This is a genomic window from Streptomyces sp. NPDC004435 (genome assembly GCF_042873895.1).
In the GTDB taxonomy this organism is placed as follows: Bacteria; Actinomycetota; Actinomycetes; order Streptomycetales; family Streptomycetaceae; genus Streptomyces.
In genome coordinates, this window is sequence record NZ_JBIAMB010000019.1 from 131,007 (window position 1) to 150,072 (window position 19,066).

The 19,066-nt window shown below is 75.5% G+C and carries 16 protein-coding genes; 9 read left to right on the forward strand and 7 right to left on the reverse strand.

What is annotated here, in order from left to right:
- The first annotated feature begins 57 nt into the window (after window positions 1-57).
- Window positions 58-1,551, forward strand: coding sequence for an aldehyde dehydrogenase (NADP(+)) (locus ACFYT9_RS29860; protein WP_389168854.1), 1,494 nt, complete (start codon window positions 58-60; stop codon window positions 1,549-1,551).
- Between the two features lie 76 nt (window positions 1,552-1,627).
- Here the strand turns inward: ACFYT9_RS29860 and ACFYT9_RS29865 are convergent, their stop codons facing one another.
- Window positions 1,628-2,632, reverse strand: a complete 1,005-nt coding sequence (locus tag ACFYT9_RS29865) for a zinc-dependent alcohol dehydrogenase family protein (protein ID WP_389168856.1) — start codon at window positions 2,630-2,632, stop codon at window positions 1,628-1,630.
- A gap of 100 nt (window positions 2,633-2,732) precedes the next feature.
- On the opposite strand from ACFYT9_RS29865, the gene ACFYT9_RS29870 reads away from it, so the two are divergent.
- Window positions 2,733-3,692 carry an AraC family transcriptional regulator gene (locus tag ACFYT9_RS29870; RefSeq protein WP_389168858.1) on the forward strand — a complete coding sequence of 320 codons (960 nt, stop codon included), beginning with the start codon at window positions 2,733-2,735 and terminating at the stop codon, window positions 3,690-3,692.
- Here the strand turns inward: ACFYT9_RS29870 and ACFYT9_RS29875 are convergent.
- Window positions 3,643-5,028, reverse strand: a complete 1,386-nt coding sequence (locus ACFYT9_RS29875) for an MFS transporter (RefSeq protein ID WP_389168860.1) — start codon at window positions 5,026-5,028, stop codon at window positions 3,643-3,645. The two genes, ACFYT9_RS29870 and ACFYT9_RS29875, sit on opposite strands and share 50 nt — an antisense overlap.
- Before the next feature lie 205 nt (window positions 5,029-5,233).
- Here ACFYT9_RS29875 and ACFYT9_RS29880 point away from each other — a divergent pair, with 205 nt between their 5' ends.
- The 3 genes from ACFYT9_RS29880 to ACFYT9_RS29890 all read left to right on the forward strand — a co-directional run bounded on the left by ACFYT9_RS29880 (window position 5,234) and on the right by ACFYT9_RS29890 (window position 8,184).
- On the forward strand, window positions 5,234-6,181 hold the full coding sequence (locus ACFYT9_RS29880; protein WP_389168900.1) for a GlxA family transcriptional regulator: 948 nt from the start codon (window positions 5,234-5,236) through the stop codon (window positions 6,179-6,181).
- A 113-nt stretch (window positions 6,182-6,294) separates the two neighbouring features.
- Entirely contained in the window at window positions 6,295-7,011 is a 717-nt protein-coding gene (locus ACFYT9_RS29885; protein WP_376602670.1) for a DsbA family oxidoreductase, read from the forward strand.
- 114 nt (window positions 7,012-7,125) lie between these two features.
- Window positions 7,126-8,184: an aminotransferase class V-fold PLP-dependent enzyme gene (locus ACFYT9_RS29890; protein ID WP_387278692.1), complete on the forward strand. Its 1,059-nt coding sequence runs from the start codon at window positions 7,126-7,128 to the stop codon at window positions 8,182-8,184.
- Between the two features lie 149 nt (window positions 8,185-8,333).
- Here ACFYT9_RS29890 and ACFYT9_RS29895 read toward each other — a convergent pair whose 3' ends face one another.
- Window positions 8,334-8,837 carry a MarR family winged helix-turn-helix transcriptional regulator gene (locus tag ACFYT9_RS29895; RefSeq protein ID WP_389168862.1) on the reverse strand — a complete coding sequence of 168 codons (504 nt, stop codon included), beginning with the start codon at window positions 8,835-8,837 and terminating at the stop codon, window positions 8,334-8,336.
- Between the two features lie 132 nt (window positions 8,838-8,969).
- Here ACFYT9_RS29895 and ACFYT9_RS29900 point away from each other — a divergent pair, with 132 nt between their 5' ends.
- Complete coding sequence (locus tag ACFYT9_RS29900; RefSeq protein ID WP_389168863.1) at window positions 8,970-10,037, forward strand: alkene reductase; 1,068 nt, start codon at window positions 8,970-8,972, stop codon at window positions 10,035-10,037.
- Between the two features lie 76 nt (window positions 10,038-10,113).
- On the opposite strand, the gene ACFYT9_RS29905 is transcribed toward ACFYT9_RS29900, so the two are convergent.
- Complete coding sequence (locus ACFYT9_RS29905; protein ID WP_389168902.1) at window positions 10,114-11,217, reverse strand: pyridoxal-phosphate-dependent aminotransferase family protein; 1,104 nt, start codon at window positions 11,215-11,217, stop codon at window positions 10,114-10,116.
- A gap of 86 nt (window positions 11,218-11,303) precedes the next feature.
- Between ACFYT9_RS29905 and ACFYT9_RS29910 the strand changes: the two genes are divergently transcribed.
- Entirely contained in the window at window positions 11,304-12,389 is a 1,086-nt protein-coding gene (locus ACFYT9_RS29910) for an amidohydrolase family protein (RefSeq protein WP_389168865.1), read from the forward strand.
- Between the two features lie 118 nt (window positions 12,390-12,507).
- Here the strand turns inward: ACFYT9_RS29910 and ACFYT9_RS29915 are convergent, their stop codons facing one another.
- On the reverse strand, window positions 12,508-13,074 hold the full coding sequence (locus ACFYT9_RS29915; RefSeq protein WP_387273312.1) for a GNAT family N-acetyltransferase: 567 nt from the start codon (window positions 13,072-13,074) through the stop codon (window positions 12,508-12,510).
- Window positions 13,071-15,149 (reverse strand): penicillin acylase family protein, encoded by a 2,079-nt coding sequence (locus tag ACFYT9_RS29920; RefSeq protein ID WP_389168867.1) that lies wholly within the window; start codon window positions 15,147-15,149, stop codon window positions 13,071-13,073. The genes ACFYT9_RS29915 and ACFYT9_RS29920 overlap by 4 nt, the downstream gene beginning before the upstream one ends.
- Window positions 15,150-15,251: 102 nt before the next feature.
- Between ACFYT9_RS29920 and ACFYT9_RS29925 the strand changes: the two genes are divergently transcribed.
- On the forward strand, window positions 15,252-15,971 hold the full coding sequence (locus ACFYT9_RS29925) for a siderophore-interacting protein (RefSeq protein ID WP_389168869.1): 720 nt from the start codon (window positions 15,252-15,254) through the stop codon (window positions 15,969-15,971).
- Between the two features lie 320 nt (window positions 15,972-16,291).
- Window positions 16,292-17,332 (forward strand): SCO1860 family LAETG-anchored protein, encoded by a 1,041-nt coding sequence (locus ACFYT9_RS29930; protein ID WP_389168871.1) that lies wholly within the window; start codon window positions 16,292-16,294, stop codon window positions 17,330-17,332.
- 166 nt (window positions 17,333-17,498) lie between these two features.
- Here the strand turns inward: ACFYT9_RS29930 and cobC are convergent, their stop codons facing one another.
- The gene (cobC, locus tag ACFYT9_RS29935) at window positions 17,499-19,061 is read right to left on the reverse strand and encodes an Rv2231c family pyridoxal phosphate-dependent protein CobC (protein WP_389168904.1); all 1,563 of its coding nucleotides are present in this window, start codon (window positions 19,059-19,061) and stop codon (window positions 17,499-17,501) included.
- Window positions 19,062-19,066 lie beyond the last annotated feature (5 nt).

The window sequence follows — 19,066 nt, forward strand, 5'->3', positions numbered from 1 at the left end:
TGAACAGCCCTGGTGGGCGGCCATGGTGAACGGTCGGAGCGGACAAGGGGTGGAGCGGTGTCGGCAGCAGCAGTGTGGAGTGTGGACCCCCGTACGGGGAAGCGGCGCGAGCAGGTCGCGACGGAGGCCACAGCGGACGTCGTCGACCACGCGGTCCGCGCCGCGCACGCCGCGCGTGACGCGCTGGCCGACCGCCCCGCCCGGGCGGCCTTCCTGCGGACCGCCGCCGACCTCCTCGACGCCGCCGCCGACGAGGTCGTGACCACGGCCGACGCCGAGACCGCGCTCGGCGTCCCCCGGCTCACCGGCGAACTCGCCCGCACCACCGCCCAGCTGCGGGCCTTCGCCGACGTCGTCGACGAGGGCGCCTTCCTCGACGTACGCGTCGACCTGCCCGACCCGTCGGCCGTGCCGCCCCGCCCCGACCTGCGGCGCTGGAAGATCCCGCTCGGCGTCGTGGCCGTCTACGCCGCCAGCAACTTCCCGCTCGCCTTCTCCGTCCCCGGCGGCGACACCGCCAGCGCCCTCGCGGCCGGCTGCCCCGTCGTCGTCAAGGCCCACCCCGACCACCCGGCCACCTCCGAACTGGCCGCGGGGCTGCTGCGCCGGGCCGCCGCCAAGACCGGCCTCCCCGAGGACGTCGTGATGCTCCTGCACGGCTTCGACGCGGGCGTCGAGCTGGTCCGCCACCCGCTGGTCGCGGCGGCCGGCTTCACCGGCTCCGTGCGCGGCGGCCGGGCGCTCTTCGACGCCGCCGCCGCCCGCCCCGCGCCGATCCCCTTCCACGGCGAGCTCGGCTCCCTCAACCCCGTCGTGGTCACCCCCGGCGCCGCCGCCGAGCGCGCCGAGGAGCTCGGCACCGGCCTGGCCGGTTCCATGACCCTGGGCGCGGGCCAGTTCTGCACCAAGCCCGGCTTCGTCCTCGTCCCGGCCGGCGCCGACGGCGACCGCTTCCTCGCCGCGCTCACCGAGGGCGTCGGCCAGGCCGGCCCGGCCGTCCTGCTCGACCACCGGATGCGGGCCGCCTTCGTCGAGGGCGTCACCGAGCGGGCCGCCCTCGACGGCGTCGAGGCCCCCGTCGCCCCCGGCGCGGCCGACGAGCACACCGTCACCGCCGGCGTCCTCACCGTCGACGCGGCCCGGCTCGCCGACGGAGGCCACGCCCTCCTCCTGGAGGAGTGCTTCGGCCCCGTCACCGTCGTCGCCCGCTACTCCGGCGAGGCCCAGGTCACCGACGTCCTCGGCCGGCTGCCCGGCAACCTCACCGCCACCCTGCACTGCGCCGAGGAGGACCTGGCCGCGCCCGGCCTGCTCGCCGCCCTCACCCCGCTCGCCGGGCGGATCCTCGTCGGCGGCTGGCCCACCGGCGTCGCCGTCGCCCCGGCCCAGCACCACGGCGGCCCCTACCCGGCCACCACCTCCACCTCCACCTCGGTCGGCGCCACCGCGATCGAGCGCTGGCTCCGCCCCGTCACCTACCAGTCGACCCCCCAGCACCTCCTCCCGCCGGAGCTGCGCGACGACAACCCGCCCGGCCCGCCCCGCCGCTGACCCGAAGGCCGGGCCCCACCGGGGCCCGGCCTTCCGGCCCCCCGGGGAGCCGTCGGAAGCGAGGTCCGGACACCCCCTAGTGCCGCACCCGCACCACGATCTTCCCGGTGTGGGTGTTCGACTCCATCAGCCGGTGCGCGTCCGCGATCCGCTCCAGGCCGTCGAAGACCTCGGCCACCACCGGGGCCAGCGAGCCGTCCCGCAGCCCCGAACCGATGAATCCGGCCGCCAGCCGACGTCCTTCCTCGGTGCGGGCCAGGTCCCCGTTCGCGTACCCGTGGACGGTCTGCGGCCAGTTCCGGGACAGCTCCACCGGCCGCGGGTCGAGCCAGCCGTAGAGCACCGCCGTCCCGCCGGGGCGCAGTGCGTCCCCGAGCCGGGCGAACCCCGGCCCGCCGATCGCGTCGAAGACCAGATCCGCCCCCGCCCCGCCGGTGATCCGGCGCACCTCCGCGGCCAGGTCCTCCGTCTCCGTCGCCACCACGTGCGCCGCCCCCAGCGCCCGCACCGCCTTCCGCTTCGCCTCGCTCCGGGTCGCGGCGATCGGCACCGCCCCGACCCGCAGCGCCGTCTGCACCGCGGCCGTGCCCACCCCGCTCGACGCGCCGGTGATCACCACGTGGTCGCCGGGCCGCAGCCCGCCGGTCACCACCATCCCGCCGTACGCGGTGAAGTACGTCAGCCAGACCGCCGCGCCCGTCACCGCGTCCACCCCGGCCGGCCGGGCCACCAGATACTCCTCCGGCAGCACCACCCGCTCCGCGTACACACCGAACGCGCCGAACTCGAAGTTGGCCGCCGCCAGCACCGGATCCCCGGGCGCGAAGGCCGTCACCCCCACGCCGACCGCCTCGACCGTGCCGGCCGCCTCGTAGCCGAGCCGCGAATCCGGCAGCCGCGCCGGGTAGTAGTAGGTACCCGCCCGGAACAGCGCCTCGGCGCGGTTGAGGCCGATCGCCTCGACCCGGACCAGCACCTCGCCGGGGCCCGGCGCCGGCAGCGGCACCTCCTCGACGGACAGCACCTCGGGGCCGCCGAGCTCGTGGAACAGGACCGCCCTCGTCGTCATGTGATCTCCCATGCCTCGACCGTAGGAGCCGACCTGGAGACGATCCATGTCCCTTTCGCTCCCGCCCATGTCCGATCGTCTCGCCCCTGCGTGGAGCGGTACGGTGCCGCGCATGGACGTACTGAGCGACGCCGTCGCCGTCATGCGCACCGGTCGCCCCCACTCCTCCCGCACGGTCCGCTCCGCCCCCTGGGGTTCGCGCTTCCCGCCGAGCGAGGGTGCCGGATTCCACGTCCTCCTCCAGGGCGCCGCCTGGCTCCTGCCGCCCGCCGGCGCCGACCCCGTCCGGCTCGGCCCCGGCGACGTCGTCCTGCTCCCGCACGGCATCGGCCACGGCCTCGCCGACCGGCCCGGCACCCCGCTCACCGACGCCGTCCCCGCCCCCGACGGCTCCTGGCCGAACGACTCCGACCGGGGACCGGTCGGCCCGGCGGACACCCTGCTCCTGTGCGGCTCCTACCAGCTCGACCGGAACCGCGCCCACCCGCTCCTCACCGAGCTGCCGCCCTACGTCCATCTCCCCGCCCGGGTCGGTGCCCACCCGCGGCTGCGCGCCGCCATCGACCTGCTGGGGGCCGAGCTCGCCGAGCCCCTGCCGGGGTCCGACGCACTCGTCCCCGCGCTCCTCGACACCCTGCTGATCCACCTCCTCCGCACCTGGTGGCTCGCCGAGCGGGCCGACCGCTCCACCGGCTGGTCCGCCGCGCTCGGCGATCCGGCCGTCACCCGCGCCCTGCGCGCCCTCCACGCCGACCCGGCGCGGAGCTGGACGGTCGAGGAGCTCGGGGCGCTGGGCGGGCTCTCCCGGGCCGCGTTCGCCCGCCGCTTCACCGCCCTGGTGGGCCGGGCCCCGCTCGCGTACCTCACCTGGTGGCGGATGATCACGGCCGGCCGGCTGCTGCGCTCCGGCGACCTGCCGCTGCGGGTGGTCGCCCAGCGGGCCGGCTACACCTCCGAGTTCGCCTTCGCCAAGGCCTTCAAGCGCCAGTACGGCACCGCCCCCGGCCGGTACCGGAAAGGCCTCACCGACCCGCCCGCGGCAGCCGGAGCGACGCCAGGGTCGTCAGGGTGAGCAGCCCCGCGCCGATCAGCAGACTCACCGGAAGCGCCAGGTCGAATCCCCTCGCCGCCAGCGAGCCGAAGACGGCGACGGCGAGCGCCCCCGCCGTCTGCCGGGCGGCGTTGAGCACCCCCGCCGCCGTCCCCGCCCGCTCCGCCGGCACCGCCTCCATCAGGGCGGCGATCAGCGGCGGCAGCGAGAACCCGACCCCCAGCGACATCGGAACCAGCAACAGCGCCTGCGCCGTCAGCGAGGTGTGCTCGTCCACGGCGAGCAGCGCCAGCAGACCCGACACCGCGACCGCCTGGCCGACCAGGGCGGGCAGCCGCGCCCCGTACCGCGCCGCCACCTTCGCGGAGAGGACGTTGACCACCGCGAGCAGCCCGGTCATCGGCAGGAACATCAGCCCCGCCATCAGTGCCGAGAGCCCGAGCCGCTGCTGGAAGAAGAGGCCGAAGACGAAGATCGTGCCGTAGAACGCCACGCTGTTCGCCGCACCCGCCGCCACCGCCACCGCGACGGTCCTGTTCCGGAACAGGTCCAGCGGCACCACCGGACCGCTCCGTCGCGCCTCGATCCGCAGGAAGGCGGCGAAGGCCGCCACGGCGACCGCGAGCGCGGCACCGCCCTCCGGGCCGCCCTCGATGGCCGCGAAGGTCAGCGCGCCGAGCGCCACGGCCGCCGTCACCTGGCCCGGCACGTCCATCGGCGCGGGCCGCCGCGCCGAGCCCGGCACCCGGGCGAGCAGGACCAGCGCGAGCAGCCCGAGCGGAAGGTTGACGAAGAAGACGCCCCGCCAGCTCCACGCCGCCGTCAACGCCCCGCCCGCCACCGGCCCCAGGGCCACCGCGACCGTGCCGCCCGCCGCCCACAGCGCCACCGCCCGCGCCCGCCGCCCGGGATCCCCGTACGCCTCACGCACCAGCGCGAGAGAGGCCGGCAGCATCACCGCCGCCGCGACCCCCTGCACCGCGCGGGCCGCGAGCAGCCACGGAAGACCGGGGGCGAGCCCGCAGCCGGCCGAGGCCAGCGTGAAGACGACGGCCCCCGCGCCGAACGCCCGGCTCGCCCCGACCCGGTCGGCGAGAGCGCCGGTGGAGAGCAGCAGCGCCGCGAAGGAGAGCGTGTACGCGTCCACCACCCACTGGAGTCCGGCCATCCCCGTGCCCCACTCGGCGCCGATCGTCGGCAGGGCCACGTTGACGACCGAGGTGTCCAGGGTGATGAGGGCGAAGCCGAGCGTCGCGGCGACCAGCGCCGGACGGGGTGACGGCGGAGCCGCGGGCGGGGAGGCGGGCGGGGGGACGGGCGGGGGGACGGCGGCGGGGTCGGTCTGCGTCGAAGCCATGAACCCACCCTGGTGACCTGCGGTCGCGTACAGTAGTGGCCCGAATGCCAGATGACCGGAGGTTCTGGCCATGTCCTCGCCCTTGCCGGCGCCCTTGCCGGCGCACCCGGGTCCCGGAGCCCTCGCGCCCCTCCCCGGCCCGATCCCCGCGCGGACCGGACCGGCGGTCCGCCGGGTCGCCGTCATCGCCGCGCCCCCGGTCTCGATGTTCAACCTCGCCATCCCCGAGATGCTCTTCGGCAAGGTGGAGATCGACGGGGCGCCCGGCTACGAGACCGTCATCTGTGCTCCCGACCCCGGTCCGGTCGCCACCACCGGCGGCCTCGACCTGATCGTCCCGAGCGGTCTCGACGCCGTCGACGGGGCGGACACCGTCGTCCTCGCCGGCAGCGGGTCCTACACGGACCCCGATCCCCGCGTCATCGGGGCGCTGCGCCGTGCCGCGGCCGGGGGCGCCCGGATCGCCTCCATCTGCACCGGCGCCTTCGCCCTCGCCGAGGCCGGGCTCCTCGACGGCCGGGCCGCCACCACCTACTGGTCCTACCGCCGGCTGCTCGCCGACCGCCACCCTGCCGTGGACCTGCGCGGCGACGTCCTCTACGTCCAGGACGGCCCGGTCCTCACCTCGTCCGGCTACGCGGCCGGCATCGACCTCTGCCTCCACGTGATCCGCACCGACCACGGCGCCGCCGTCGCCAACACCGTGGCCCGGCTCGCCCTTGTCGCCCCGGTGCGCCCCGGCGGCCAGACCCAGTTCACGGACACGCCGCTGCCGCCCGAGCGGGGGGTCTCCTTCGCCGACACGCGCGCGTGGGTGATGGAACACCTCGACGCGCCGCTCACCCTCACCGACCTCGCCCGGCACGCCGGGGTGTCCGTACGCACCCTCTCCCGCCGCTTCCGTGCGGAGACCGGCACGAGCCCGCTCCAGTGGCTGCTCCACCAGCGCGTCGAGCGGGCCAGGGAGCTCCTGGAGACGACCTCGCTCGGCATGGACGCCGTCGCGCGGGCGTGCGGCCTGGGTTCCGCCGACTCGCTGCGCCAGCACGTGCACCGCCGCACCGGTCTGACCCCGAGCGGCTACCGCGCCTCCTTCAGCCGGCTGGCCGGGAGGGCCGGCCGCACCGGTCCGGGCGACGGCTCCGCGTCCTGAGCCGTTCCTCCCGTGTGCTCCGGATCACGTCCCGAGCGTAAACGGAATGCGATCCGGGCCGGACGGCGTTCGTACCGGTACGGACCGCCCGCCCCCCCCCGGAGAAGGAACCCATGCGCGTAGAGATCTGGTCGGACATCGCCTGCCCCTGGTGCTACATCGGCAAGGCCCGTTTCGAGAAGGGCCTCGCCGCCTTCGCCCACCGCGACGGCGTCGAGGTCGTGCACCGGTCCTTCGAGCTCGACCCGCACCGGGCCAAGGGGGACACCGGGCCCGTCCTGGAGATGCTGGCCGAGAAGTACGGGCGGACGCTCGACGAGGCGAAGGCCATGGAGGCGCACGTCGCGTCCAACGCGCACGCCGAGGGCCTGGAGTACCTGACCGACGGCCGCGACCACGGCAACACCTTCGACATCCACCGGCTGCTGCACCTCGCCAAGGAGCGCGGCCGCCAGGACGCGCTCCTCGACCTCGCCTACCGGGCCAACTTCGCCGAGGAGCGGTCGGTCTTCGACGGCGAGACCCTGATCGCCCTCGCCGTGGAGGCCGGGCTCGACGAGACCGAGGCACGGGCCGTCCTCGCCGACGACACCGCCTACGCCGACGCGGTCCGCGACGACGAGCGCGAGGCCGCCGAACTCGGCGCCAACGGCGTGCCGTTCTTCGTCCTCGACCGCCGCTACGGCATCTCCGGCGGGCAGCCCGCCGAGGTCTTCACCCAGGCCCTGGAGCAGGCGTGGCAGGGCCGCGCCCTCCAGCCGGTCGGCGCCGCCGCTCCGGACGCGGAGGCGTGCGGCCCGGACGGCTGCGAGGTCCCGCCGCGCGGCTGAGCGCGCGAGGGCCGACCCCCGCACCGCTCTGACCTGCGCGGATAAGCGGCACTTGGGGATCGTCCATGATCGGCGGGCATTGACGGGCGGTCGAGGGCGGCCCAGGCTGGGGCCATGGACTCCCTCGATCAGCCGCTCGGCGGCGCCGAGTTCGCCCCCAAGCGGACCTATCTGAACACCTCCGCCTGCGGCTTGCTGCCGCGCCGTACCGTCGAGGCGGTCACCCTCCTCGCCGAGGAGACCGCCGACGGGCGCGCCGACGGCGCCGGCAGCTTCGACCTCGTCGACGAGGCCCGGGCCGCCTACGCCCGGATCGCCGGGGTCGCGCCCGGCCGGGTGGCGGTGGGCAGCGCGGTCGCCGTGCACTGCGGCATGATCGCCCAGTCGATGCCGTCCGGCGCCGAGATCCTCTTCCCCGAGGGCGACTTCTCCTCCCTCATCACGCCCTTCACGGTCCGCGGCGACCTGAAGACCCGGTTCGTGCCGCTGGAGCGGCTCGCCGAGTCCGTCCGCCCGGAGACCGCCCTCGTGGCCCTCTCCGCCGTGCAGTCCGCGGACGGGCGCACCGCCGACCTCGCCGCCGTCCGGGCCGCCGCCGCGGCCCACGGGGCCCGCACCCTGCTCGACGCCACCCAGTCCGCGGGCTGGCTGCCGCTGGCCGCGGGGGAGTGGGACTACACGGTCGCCGGCGCCTACAAGTACCTGCTCTGCCCGCGCGGCACCTCCTTCCTCACCGTCACGGAGGAGGCCCAGGACTCCCTGCTGCCGATCCACGCGGGCTGGGTGACCGGCGAGGAGCTGTGGGTCAACAGCTACGGCCCGGTGCGCGAACTCGCCCGCTCCGCCCGCCGGTTCGACGAGCCGGCCGCCTTCCTCTCCTACCACGGCGCGGCCCGCTCGCTCGCGCTCCTGGAGGAGATCGGCATCGAGCGGATCGAGGCCCACGACAAGGGGCTCGCCGCCCGCTTCCGCGCGGGGCTGCTCGCCGCCGGGCACGAGCCGGTCATGGACGACTCCACGGTCGTCGCCGTGCCGGGCCTCGGTCACCGCGCGGACGCGCTCCGCGCCGCCGACGTCCTGCTGTCGTCCCGCGCCGGCAACCTGCGGGCCTCCTTCCACCTGTACAACACGGCGGCGGACGTCGACCGCGCCCTGGACGTCCTCGCCGGCTAGGGCCTGTCTCCTCCGGGGCGGGCCGGATCGGGCCGGGTCGTGCCGGACCGGGCGGGATCGGGGGAGCGGCCCGTCGCTCGCCCGGAACCCTCGCCCGAGACGCTCGCCCGCCGCAGGGCCCGCGCCGGCCCGGCCTGCGGCTCAGGGGTTCAGCAGTTCAGCGGCGGGCACTCGCCCGCGTCGCCCGCCTCCGCGCGCAGGTTCTCCGCCAGGACGCCGAGGAGGCGGGCGAGTTCCGCCCGCTCCGCCGGGGAGAGGCCGGCCAGCGAGCTCTCCTCCAGGTCGGACCAGGCGCCCTCGACCCCGGCCCGCAGCGCCTGCCCCGACTCCGTCGCCTCGACGACGACGGCCCGCCGGTCCGCGGGGTCGGGGGAGCGGCGCACGTATCCGCACTGCTCCAGGCGCTGGAGCATCTTCGTCACGGTCGACGGGTCCAGGCCGAGCGACTGGATCAGCTCCGACTGGCGGACCGCCCCGCAGTCCCAGAGCCGCATCATCATGAGCTCCTGGCCGGGGTAGAGGCCGAGCTCGCGCAGGCGCCGCCCCATCGCGATCCGGTGCGTCCGGGAGACGCGGGCCAGGGTCATGCCGACCGGGCCGCCGCGTGCGGCGGACGGCAGCTGCTCGGTACAGACGGGCTCGACTGTGGTCATCGGGGCTCCTCGGGGCGGTTCCTCGCCCCCAGGTTACCGCGACCCGGATTATTGCTTGGCTGGCCAAGGAATGGGTTACAGTGGCGGCACGCCACATACTTGGCCGACCACATATTTGTCCGGGAGACCGCCATGACCACTGCCTTCGACCCCGTCGACCTCGCCGGCGCCCGCCTCGCCAACCGCATCGCCATGGCCCCCATGACCCGCAGCCGCGCCGAGGGCGGTGGCCGCCTCCCCACCCCCCTGGTCGCGGAGTACTACGCCCAGCGCGCCTCCGCCGGCCTGATCATCACCGAGGGCGTCCAGCCCACCGCCGTCGGCCAGGGCTACCCCAACACCCCGGGCCTGCACTCCGCCGAGCAGATCGCCGCCTGGCGCGAGGTCACCGACGCCGTCCACGCGCGCGGCGGCCGGATCTTCGCCCAGCTCATGCACGCCGGCCGGATCAGCCACCCCCAGGTCCTCGGCGAGGGCCTGCACCCCGTCGGCCCCTCCCCGGTCGCCCCGGCGGGACAGCTCTTCGCCGGCACCGGACTGATCGACTTCGTCGCCCCGCGCGAGCTCACCGCCGAGGAGATCCAGGAGACCGTCGAGGGCTTCGCCCAGGCCGCCCGCAACGCCGTCGAGGCCGGCTTCGACGGCGTCGAGGTCCACGGCGCCAACGGCTACCTGATCCAGCAGTTCCTCGCCACCGGCTCCAACCACCGGACCGACGCGTGGGGCGGCCCGGTCGAGAACCGCATCCGCTTCGCCTTCGAGGTCGTCAAGGCCGTCTCCGAGGCCATCGGCCCCGACCGCACCGGCCTGCGGATCTCCCCCGCCAACACCTACAACGACATCGCCGAGACCGACACCGACGAGATCTACCCGGCGCTCGTCGACGCGGTGGAGCCGCTCGGCATCGCCTACCTCCACATCAGCGAGCCCGCGCCCGAGGTCCGCGAGCTCACGCTCGCCCTGCGCAAGCGCTACTCCGGCACCCTCATCCTCAACCCGGCCACCGAGGGCCCCACCGGCCCCGACGCCCTGGCCCTGATCGAGGACGGCACCGCCGACCTCGTCGCCTACGGCGCCCTCTTCCTCGCCAACCCCGACCTGCCCGCGCGCTTGAGCGCCGGCGGTCCCTTCAACACCCCCGAGCCCGCCACCTTCTTCGGCGGCGACCACCGCGGCTACACGGACTACCCCGCGCTGTAACCGGCGCGCGCAGGCACGCGAAAGGGCGGGGTCCGGCACCGGACCCCGCCCTTCGGCACGTACGTACGGACGCCGGCTACACCGCCCAGGCGGCGGTGACCGCCCGGCGCGCACCCTCCAGGTCCACGGTCCGGCCCGCCTCGCCGAGCACGGCGCCCAGCGCGGCCAGCGAGGACTGCACGGCGTTCGGCGTCGCGTCCGCCCCGTAGTGGTTGACCCGGATCATCTCCCCGGACAGCGCCCCGCCGCCCGCGATCAGCGGCAGCGACGGGTCCGCCGCCAGCGCCTTCGCCACCAGGGCGGCGGCGTCCAGGCCGGCCGGCGCGCGCAGCGTCGTCGCCACCGGGGCCGCGTCCGCCGCCTCGTACACGTACGGCTCCAGACCCCCGCCCAGCGCCACCGCGCCCGCCCGGGTCGCCGCCGCGGCCGAGGCGTGCCGGGCCATCAGCCGGTCCAGGCCCTCCGCCTCGATCCGCTCCACGCACGCCTCCAGGGCCAGCATCTCCAGCTGCGCCGGGGCGTGCAGCAGCGCCTTGCGGCCGCCGTCGATCCAGCGCTCCTTCCAGTCCAGGAGGGAGAGGTACGAACGGCGCGGCGCGGCCGGGTTGGCGGCGAACCGCTCCCAGGCCCGCGCGCTCACCGACACCGCGGAGACGCCCGCGGGGCCGCCCATCGCCTTCTGCGCGCCGATGATGCACATGTCCACGCCCCAGGCGTCCGGCAGCACCGGCTCGGCGCCGATCGACGCCACCGCGTCCAGGTAGAACAGCGCGCCGTGCGCCCGCACGACCTCGCCGATCTCCGCGACCGGGTTGGTGTTGCCGGTGGCGGCCTCCGCGTGCACCAGCGAGACGAAGTCGATCTCCGGGTGCTCGGCCAGCGCCCGCTCCACCTGCTCGGCGGTGACAGCCGTGTGGAAGGGCACCGCGAGGTCGACCACGGTCGCCCCGCAGTCGCGCAGCCAGTTGCCGAAGGTCTGCCCGTACGGACCGGTGACCACGTTCAGCGCGGTCGAGCCGGCCCGCGCCCCGCTGCGGATGCACCCCTCCAGCGGCAGCAGCGCCTCGCCCTGGGTGATCACCACGTCCTGCTCGGTGGAGAGCAGCGCGGCGACCCGCCGCTCGATGGACGCGAAGTGCGCGGCGGTCATCGGGGCCAGGTCGAGCAGCGGGTGTGTCACGGTCACGGTGGTGCCTTCTCAGGTCGGTGGTGCGGGCCCGGCCAGCGTACGCCCACCGCTCCCGCCCGCCCTCGTACAGTGCTGGCATGAGCGATCACGAGGTCTTGCACGTGAAGGGGCGGGTGCTCGTCGGCCCGGAGGACGTCCGGGACGAACTCTGGTGCGTGGACGGGAGGATCACCTTCGAGCGGCCCGCGGGCGAGGCCCTGGCCGTCGAGGGGTGGGCGCTGCCCGGTCTGGTCGACGCCCACTGCCACGTCGGCCTGGACCGGCACGGGCCCGTCGACGGCGCCACCGCCGAGAAGCAGGCCCTCACCGACCGGGACGCCGGCACCCTCCTGATCCGCGACGCGGGCTCGCCCTCCGACACCCGCTGGATCGACGGCCGCGAGGACCTGCCGAAGATCGTCCGGGCCGGCCGGCACATCGCCCGCACCCGCCGCTACATCCGCAACTACGCCCATGAGATCGAGCCCGCCGACCTCGTGGAGTACGTCGGACGGGAGGCCCGGCGCGGCGACGGCTGGGTCAAGCTGGTCGGCGACTGGATCGACCGAGAGGTCGGCGACCTCACGCCGTCCTGGCCGCGCCCCGAGGTGGAGGCGGCGATCGCGGAGGCGCACCGGCTCGGCGCCCGGGTCACCGCCCACTGCTTCGCCGAGGACTCGCTCCGCGACCTGGTCGAGGCGGGGATCGACTGCGTCGAGCACGCGACGGGCCTGACGGAGGAGACCATCCCGCTCTTCGCGGAGCGCGGGGTGGCGATCGTCCCCACGCTGGTCAACATCGCGACCTTCCCGCACCTCGCGGACGGCGGCGAGGCCAAGTTCCCGCGCTGGTCGGCCCATATGCGCCGGCTCCACGCGCGCCGGTACGACACCGTCCGCGCCGCGTACGACGCGGGCGTGCCGGTCTTCGTCGGCACCGACGCGGGCGGCACGCTCGCCCACGGCCTGGTCGCCGAGGAGGTCGAGGAGCTGACGAAGGCCGGCATCCCGGCCCTCGACGCCCTCTCGGCCACCACCTGGCGGGCGAGGGCCTGGCTCGGCCGGCCCGCCCTGGAGGAGGGCGCCCCCGCCGACCTCGTCGTCTACGACCAGGACCCGCGCGCGGACGTCCGCGTTCTCGCCGCCCCGCGCCGGGTCGTGGTCAACGGCCGGATCGTCGCCTGAGGACCCCACCGGAGGAGAACCGGAGAACCGGAGGGCCCGGCGGCCCGGCCCGGCGGCCCGTACCGGCGGGCCCGGACGGCGGCCCGTACCGGCGGCGGTCAGGCGGACCGGCGGCCGGTCAGGCGGGCCGGCGGAGGAAGGCCAGCCGCGCCTTCTTCTCCGGGATGAAGACCTCCGGCAGGTCGACCTCGGGGAGGACGACCACCGGGCCGAGCTCGAAGCCGGCCCGCTCCATGCGGCGGACGGCCTTCTCGTTGTCCGCGTCCGGCTCGACCACGATCCGCCGGTGGTCGCGGAGGCAGAAGCCGAGCAGCGCCGAGATCAGGCCGGCCGTGAAGCCGGGGGACGGGGCGGCGCTCGGGGCGATGAAGAAGTGGCAGCCGATGTCGCCCTCCTCCACCTCGTAGCACTCGCTCACCCGGTCCGCCTCGGGGTCGTACGTCTGGAGGATCGCGACCGGCTCCCCGTCGAGCTCCACCATGAAGCCGTGGTGGGTGGTGAGCGAGTCCAGGTGCGCGTAGACGTCCCTGACCTGCTCGACGGTGGTGCCGTTCATGCCCCAGAAGCGGGCCCGCTCCTCGTTGACCCACGCGTGCAGGAGCGGCGCGTCCGCGTCCGGGGCGATGGGTCTGACGGTGACGGTGCCGAGGCCCTCGACGGCCTGGACGTGGAGGGGGGCGGTCATTCCTGCTCCTTGGTGAGGCGGTTCCAGTCGGTGGTGACGGGGGCGAGCTCGCCCCGCAGCCACAGGGGGAGTTGGTCTTCGTGGTGCGGGTCCCCGGCCACCCCGGACGCGCCGAACGGCACGATCCAGCCGCTGCGCTCGCGGTCGGCGAGGTCCCACACGTACCGGGCGGCGGAGGCCCGGGCGCTGCGGTCGGTGTAGCCCGGGGCGCTGGAGGTGGAGAGCACGCAGTCGTGGTCGCCGCCGAGCCCGGGGTGGCGGTCGTCGTCGGGATCGGGCAGCGCCTGCCAGGGCGCGAGCCGGTGGGTGGCGCCCCAGACGGCCGGCGGCTCGCCGGCGGAGATCTCCTCCAGCGCCTCCCCGACGATCCGGGCCACGTCGCCGGCCGGCACGGGACCGGACACCAGCAGCGTCTCCAGGGCGAGTCCGACCCGGGGCCCGAGGTACAGCCAGGGCCGGAACACCTCGGGGTACGGCGCCGGCTCCCGCAGCCCGGCGAAGACCTCGTGGGCCGCCAGCCGGCGGACCACCGCGCCCCGCACGGCCGCGTAGAGCCCGGCGTCGGCGCTGTCCGCCTCCATCCGCCGGTCCCAGCCGAGCAGTCGCTCCCGCAGCTCGCCGGCGGCGGGGGAGAGGCCGTCGGACGCGCCCTCCACGGCGGCGAGCAGCCGGGCCGCCGCGCGGTTGTCGGTGTCGCGGTGGACGGCGGGGGTGGCCTCGGCGGTCCAGGCGCCGGAGGCGCCCAGCAGCTCGGCGATCCGGTCGGCCCGGTGCGGCGGCGCGAACTCGACGCCGAGCGGCGCGGCGAGCCCCCGCGCGTTGGCCATCACCGCGTACCCGCCCGTCACCTCGGCGCGGGGCAGCGGCGCCGGCTCCTCGGCCCAGGCGTGCCCCGGCTCCCAGGCCGGCACGGGACGCAGGGAGTTGGCCCGGTCGCGGACCGGGACGTGTCCGGCGACCCGGTGCAGCAGCCCGCCCCCGGTGTCGGCGGCGAGCACCACGTTGACCGGCTCCACCCAGGCGTCGAGGGCCGCGTCGACCTCGGCGACGGTACGGGCGGCGAGCAGGCGCGGCAGGACCTCGAAGCCCAGCCGGCCGGTGACCCGGGGCACGTACCGCAGGCTCAGCCCCTCGCCCTCGGCGCCGGGCCGCTCGGGCACCTCGCCCGTGATCACCGGGCCGCGGTCGGTCTCGACCAGCTCGATCAGGACCGGCTCGCCGCCGGCGACCTCGACCGTCTCGGTGTGCGCGGCGGCCCGGCGCCAGCCGTCGGGGCCGTACGCCTCGACGCCGCCGTCGGCGGTGCGCCGCAGCCGCTCCCGGTAGAGGTCCTGGTAGTCGGCCATCGCGTTGGTGATCGCCCAGGCGACCGGCCCGGTGTGCCCGAAGTGGGCGAGCCCGGGGACGCCGGGCACGGCGAGCCCGACCACGTCGTACTCCGGGCAGGCGAGCCGGATCTGCTGGTAGACGCCCGGCGCCTCGACGAACCGGTGCGGGTCGCCGGCCACCAGGGCCGCCCCGCTCGCGGTCCGCTCGCCGGCCACCAGCCAGCCGTTGGACCCCGCCGTGGCCGGCCCGTCGGCGGCGAACAGCTCGGTCCACTCCTCGCCGAGCCCGGTCGCCACCTGCTCGCGCCACAGCTTGGTCGGGAAGCCGGCGAAGAGGATGTGCGTGGAGAGCCAGACGGCCAGCGGCGTCCACGCCTCCCAGCGTCCGGCGGCCGACCCGGTCGCGGCGAACTCGGGTGCGCGGCGGGCCCCTTCGGCCAGCCCCGCGTTCACCCCGTCCGCGTACGCCCTCACCCAGTCCGCGGTCCGCGGGTCGGTCTCCTCCAGTCGCTCCAGGCAGCGGCGCGCGGTGTCCGCGAGCCGGGCCCGCCGGACGAAGGCGTCCCAGCCCGCCTCGGCCGCGCCGAGGAGGGCGGCCGAGGTGCCCCGGGCCCGGTGGCGCTCGACCTCCAGCTGCCAGGCGCGGTCGCGCGCGGTGACCCGGCCCTGCGCGAAGGCCAGCTCCTCCGGGTCCCCGGCACGCAGATGGGGGACGCCGTACGCGTCCCGGTAGACCTCGATGCTCACCCGATCCGATTCCGTCCTGTGCTTCCCGATGCCGTTAGGTTAGGCTGACCTAAATTGATCGCCGACCCAAAGTAACCCATGGGTCCGGGGGAGGAGCACGCGGTGGGGCACGGGTGGCAGGGCGCCGTCCTGAAGCTGATGGGCGCCAAGGACTTCACGTTCACCGTCACGGGGGCCGAGCAGGTCACCGAGGACTACCGGAGGGTCCACTTCACGGACGGCGGGCTGCTCGCCGCCGCCGGGGTCCACCCGACGATGTGGGTCCGGATCTGGTTCGAGAACGCGGGCAAGCCGCACCAGCGCGGCTACACCCTGGTCGACCCCGACCCCGAGGCCGGCACCTTCAGTCTGGAGTTCGCCCTCCACGACGGCCCCGCCAGCCACTGGGCGCGCGGCTGCGCCCCGGGCGACACCGTCGAGGCCACCCTCCAGGGCACCGGCTTCGAGACCCCCGAGCCGCGGCCCGAGCGGCTGCTCGTCGTCGGCGACCCGGCCTCCCTGCCGGCCGTCAACTCGCTGCTCGACGCGCACCCGGACCTCCCGGCCACCATCTGGTTCGAGACCCAGCACGCCTCCGACGAGGAGCTGCCCTTCCGCACCGACCCGGACCGCCACGAGCTGCGCCGGGTGCCCCGTCAGCGGTCCGGCGCCGCCCTCGTCGAGCGGGTGAGGGCCGAGCTGCCCGAGCTCGCCGGTCCCGGGGCGTACGTGTGGATCGCCTGCGACACGGCGACCACCCGCGCGCTGGCCGGGTACGCCCGCAAGGAGCTCGCGCTGCCGAAGGACCGGGTCCACGCGCTCGGCTACTGGCGGGAAAGCTGAAGCACGCCTGTCCGGGCAGGCTGTTGACGATCCGTGACCCCACCGGGGCGCGGATCGTTTCTTTTGTCCGCGCGGGGCCTTCCGCGCCCCGGACACACCTCCCCGTACGAAACACGCGGGACGAGCGGGAACGGTTGTGTCCTAAAGAATCGAAAAAGAACACGGAAACCCCCCTTTGGAGTGAACTCACGTCAGGCGACTGTCGGTTCACTCTCCGTGCGTAAAGATTCCGGTGTCTCAAGTCGCCGCCGCCGCGCAGATCCACCGTCCCCGTGGTGAGCGGCCGGCGACGCCATGTCTTCTGTGGGGGTTCCACCATCTTGAACAGCAACACCTTCCGCGCGCCCGTCCGCCGGACCGCCGCCGCCGCGACCGTCGTCGCCCTGGCCGTCGGCCCCGTCCTCCTCGCGGCCCCGGCCGCTCAGGCGACGGACGGCGAGCACCGCGAGGGCAAGGCCGGCGCCGTCGTGCTCCGCACCGGACTCGACGTCTCCCTCCTCGGTGAGACCGTGAAGGTCCCGGTCCGCGCCACGCTCAACGAGGTCCAGGCGCCCGAGAGCGAGAACAAGACCGCGCTCAGCGTGAAGGTGCAGGGCGCGGAGGAGGGCAAGCCGATCGACATCCTCTCCGCCGACGTCGCCACCTCGACCGCCACCGTCGACGAGCGCAAGGCGGAGGGGTACGTCAACCTCGTCAAGGCCCGCGTCCACGTCCCCGGCCTTCCCGCGCTCGCCCTCGTCGAGGTCGAGAAGGTCACCTCCAAGGCGGTCTGCGAGGCCGGGAAGAAGCCGGTCGCCGAGTCCAACGTCCTCGGCCACGTCCAGGCCCTCGGCAAGAAGGTCACGCTCACCGCGGGCGGCCGCACCCAGCTCGACGTGCCCGCCGTCGGCCGGATCACCCTGGACCTCTCCCGCACCAGCACCACCACCCGCACCGCGGCCGCCACCGCGCTGGAGCTCGACGTCGAGGTCAACCCGCTCAACCTCGGCGTCGCCAAGGTCAAGGGCACCGTCACCCTCGCCGAGGCCACCTGCGAGACGCCCGACGGCCCGGCCCCGACCGAGAAGCCCACCGAGAAGCCCACGGAGCGGCCGACCGAGGAGCCCACCCAGGAGCCGACCGAGCAGCCGACCGAGCGGCCCACCGAGAAGCCGTCCGAGCGGCCCTCGCCGCGGCCCACCGAGCCCGCCGACGACGGCGGCATCACCACGAACAACGGCGGCTCGACCCCGACCCAGAACCTCGCCGAGACCGGCGGCAGCTCCGCCACCCCGTACATCGCGGGCGGCGCCCTCGCGCTCCTGCTCGCCGGCGGTGTCGCCGTGGCCCTGACCCGGTCCCGCGCCCGCGCCCGCGGCTGACGGCCCGAGGGGGAGACAGGGGGAACCCGGCAGGGCGGGCGGTGTGACCACACACCGCCCGCCCTGCCCGTCCGTCCGCCTTCCAGAGGCGAGCGAAGGCGATACGCGAAAGCTTCAGCCACCCGCGATACGCGCAGGGCTCAGCCGCCCGCGATACGCGAAAGCCTCAGCCGCCCAGCAGCAGCGCCTGGTCCAGCGCCTGGAGGAAACGATTCGTCGTCGCCCGGTCCCGGACCGCGAGCCGCAGCCAGTGCCGGTCGAGACCCGGGAACGTGTCCCCGCGCCGCGCCGCGAACCCCAGCAGCCGCAGCCGCTCCCGTATCGCGTCGGCGCCCTCGATCCGGATCAGCACGAACGGCCCCTCGGCCGTCGGCACCGTCCGCACCTCGTCGAACTCCGCGAGCCCGGCCAGCAGATGGGCCCGCTCCGTCCCGATCCGGTGCGCCGCGTGCTCCGCCTCCGCCAGCGCCGCCCGCGACACGCACGCCTCCGCCGCCACCAGCGCCGGCGTCGACACCGGCCACAGCGGCTGCGCCCGCTCCAGGAGCGCGACCGTCTCCGGCTCCGCGAGCACGTACCCGATCCGCAGCCCCGCGAGGCCCCAGGTCTTCGTCAGGCTCCGCAGCACCACCAGACCCGGCACGTCCGTCCGCCCGGCCAGCGCCTCCCGCTCGCCCGGCACCGCGTCCATGAACGCCTCGTCCACGACCAGATACCGCCCCGGCCGCGCCAGCGACGCGATCGTCTCCGCCGGATGCAGCACCGAGGTCGGGTTGGTGGGATTGCCGATCACCACCAGGTCCGCGTCCTCCGGCACCGCCGCCGGATCCAGCCGGAAGCCGTCCTCCTCGCGCAGCAGCACCCGGGTCACCTCGTGCCCGGCGTCCCGCAGCGCCGCCTCCGGCTCGGTGAACTGCGGATGCACCACCACCGGCCGCTTCACCGGCAGGGCCCGCGCGAGCAGCACGAACGCCTCGGCCGCGCCCGCGGTCAGCAGCACCCGCCCGGTGGGCAGCGCGTGCCGCTCGGCGACCGCCGCGCGTGCCGAACGTCCGTCCGGGTACTGCGCCAGAGTCGTCAGGGAATGGGCGATCCGTTCCCGCAGCCAGTCCGGCGGGGTCGCCGTCCGGACGTTGACCGCGAGGTCGATGAGTTTCTCGTCCCGGACCTCGGCGTCACCGTGATGACGCAGGTCGTGGATGTGCCTGCCCATGTGGGGGCTGTCCGTGTGGGTGTCCATGTCCGCCGTCGTGTGGGGGGTGGGGATGTGGGGTGAGTCAGGCTTCCCAGCCATGTACCCGCACGTCAAGGGCGACAACCGTGCGACGGACGTCACTTCGCTCGGATCAAAGGGGACGAAACCGGCGATCGCGCACGTCACGCGCCGCGACTTCCGCTTCGGCACCAGCAGCACCGCCCCCGGCCCCGCCGCCCGCAGCGCCGCCGCCTCCGCCACCGACGCCGTCCCCGTCGCCGCCAGCGGCACCTCCGACGGATGCGGTACGGCGACCCCGGCCAGCTCCTCCGCGGGGAACCCCGTCACCGGCACCCCGAGCCGCGCGGCCGCCGCCACGATCCCCGGCTCCGCCACCCGCGCGTCCAGCGTCGCGAGCCCCCGCACCCGTACCCGTACGCGCGCGTGCCCCGGCCCTTCCACCTCCGCGAGCGCGGCCCGCACCAGCGTCAGCACCTCGTCGCGCGACGCGCCCGACCGGGCCCCGACACCGATGTGCA

Excerpts from the sequence above, each read along its gene's own strand:
- ACFYT9_RS29875 (WP_389168860.1), bottom strand. The coding sequence starts at position 5,028 with ATGGCTTCGACGCAGACCGACCCCGCCGCCGTCCCCCCGCCCGTCCCC.
- ACFYT9_RS29900 (WP_389168863.1), top strand. The coding sequence starts at position 8,970 with ATGACCACTGCCTTCGACCCCGTCGACCTCGCCGGCGCCCGCCTCGCC.
- ACFYT9_RS29885 (WP_376602670.1), top strand. The coding sequence starts at position 6,295 with ATGCGCGTAGAGATCTGGTCGGACATCGCCTGCCCCTGGTGCTACATC.
- ACFYT9_RS29895 (WP_389168862.1), bottom strand. The coding sequence starts at position 8,837 with ATGACCACAGTCGAGCCCGTCTGTACCGAGCAGCTGCCGTCCGCCGCA.
- ACFYT9_RS29910 (WP_389168865.1), top strand. The coding sequence starts at position 11,304 with ATGAGCGATCACGAGGTCTTGCACGTGAAGGGGCGGGTGCTCGTCGGC.
- ACFYT9_RS29890 (WP_387278692.1), top strand. The coding sequence starts at position 7,126 with ATGGACTCCCTCGATCAGCCGCTCGGCGGCGCCGAGTTCGCCCCCAAG.
- ACFYT9_RS29865 (WP_389168856.1), bottom strand. The coding sequence starts at position 2,632 with ATGGGAGATCACATGACGACGAGGGCGGTCCTGTTCCACGAGCTCGGC.
- ACFYT9_RS29870 (WP_389168858.1), top strand. The coding sequence starts at position 2,733 with ATGGACGTACTGAGCGACGCCGTCGCCGTCATGCGCACCGGTCGCCCC.
- ACFYT9_RS29880 (WP_389168900.1), top strand. The coding sequence starts at position 5,234 with ATGTTCAACCTCGCCATCCCCGAGATGCTCTTCGGCAAGGTGGAGATC.
- ACFYT9_RS29915 (WP_387273312.1), bottom strand. The coding sequence starts at position 13,074 with ATGACCGCCCCCCTCCACGTCCAGGCCGTCGAGGGCCTCGGCACCGTC.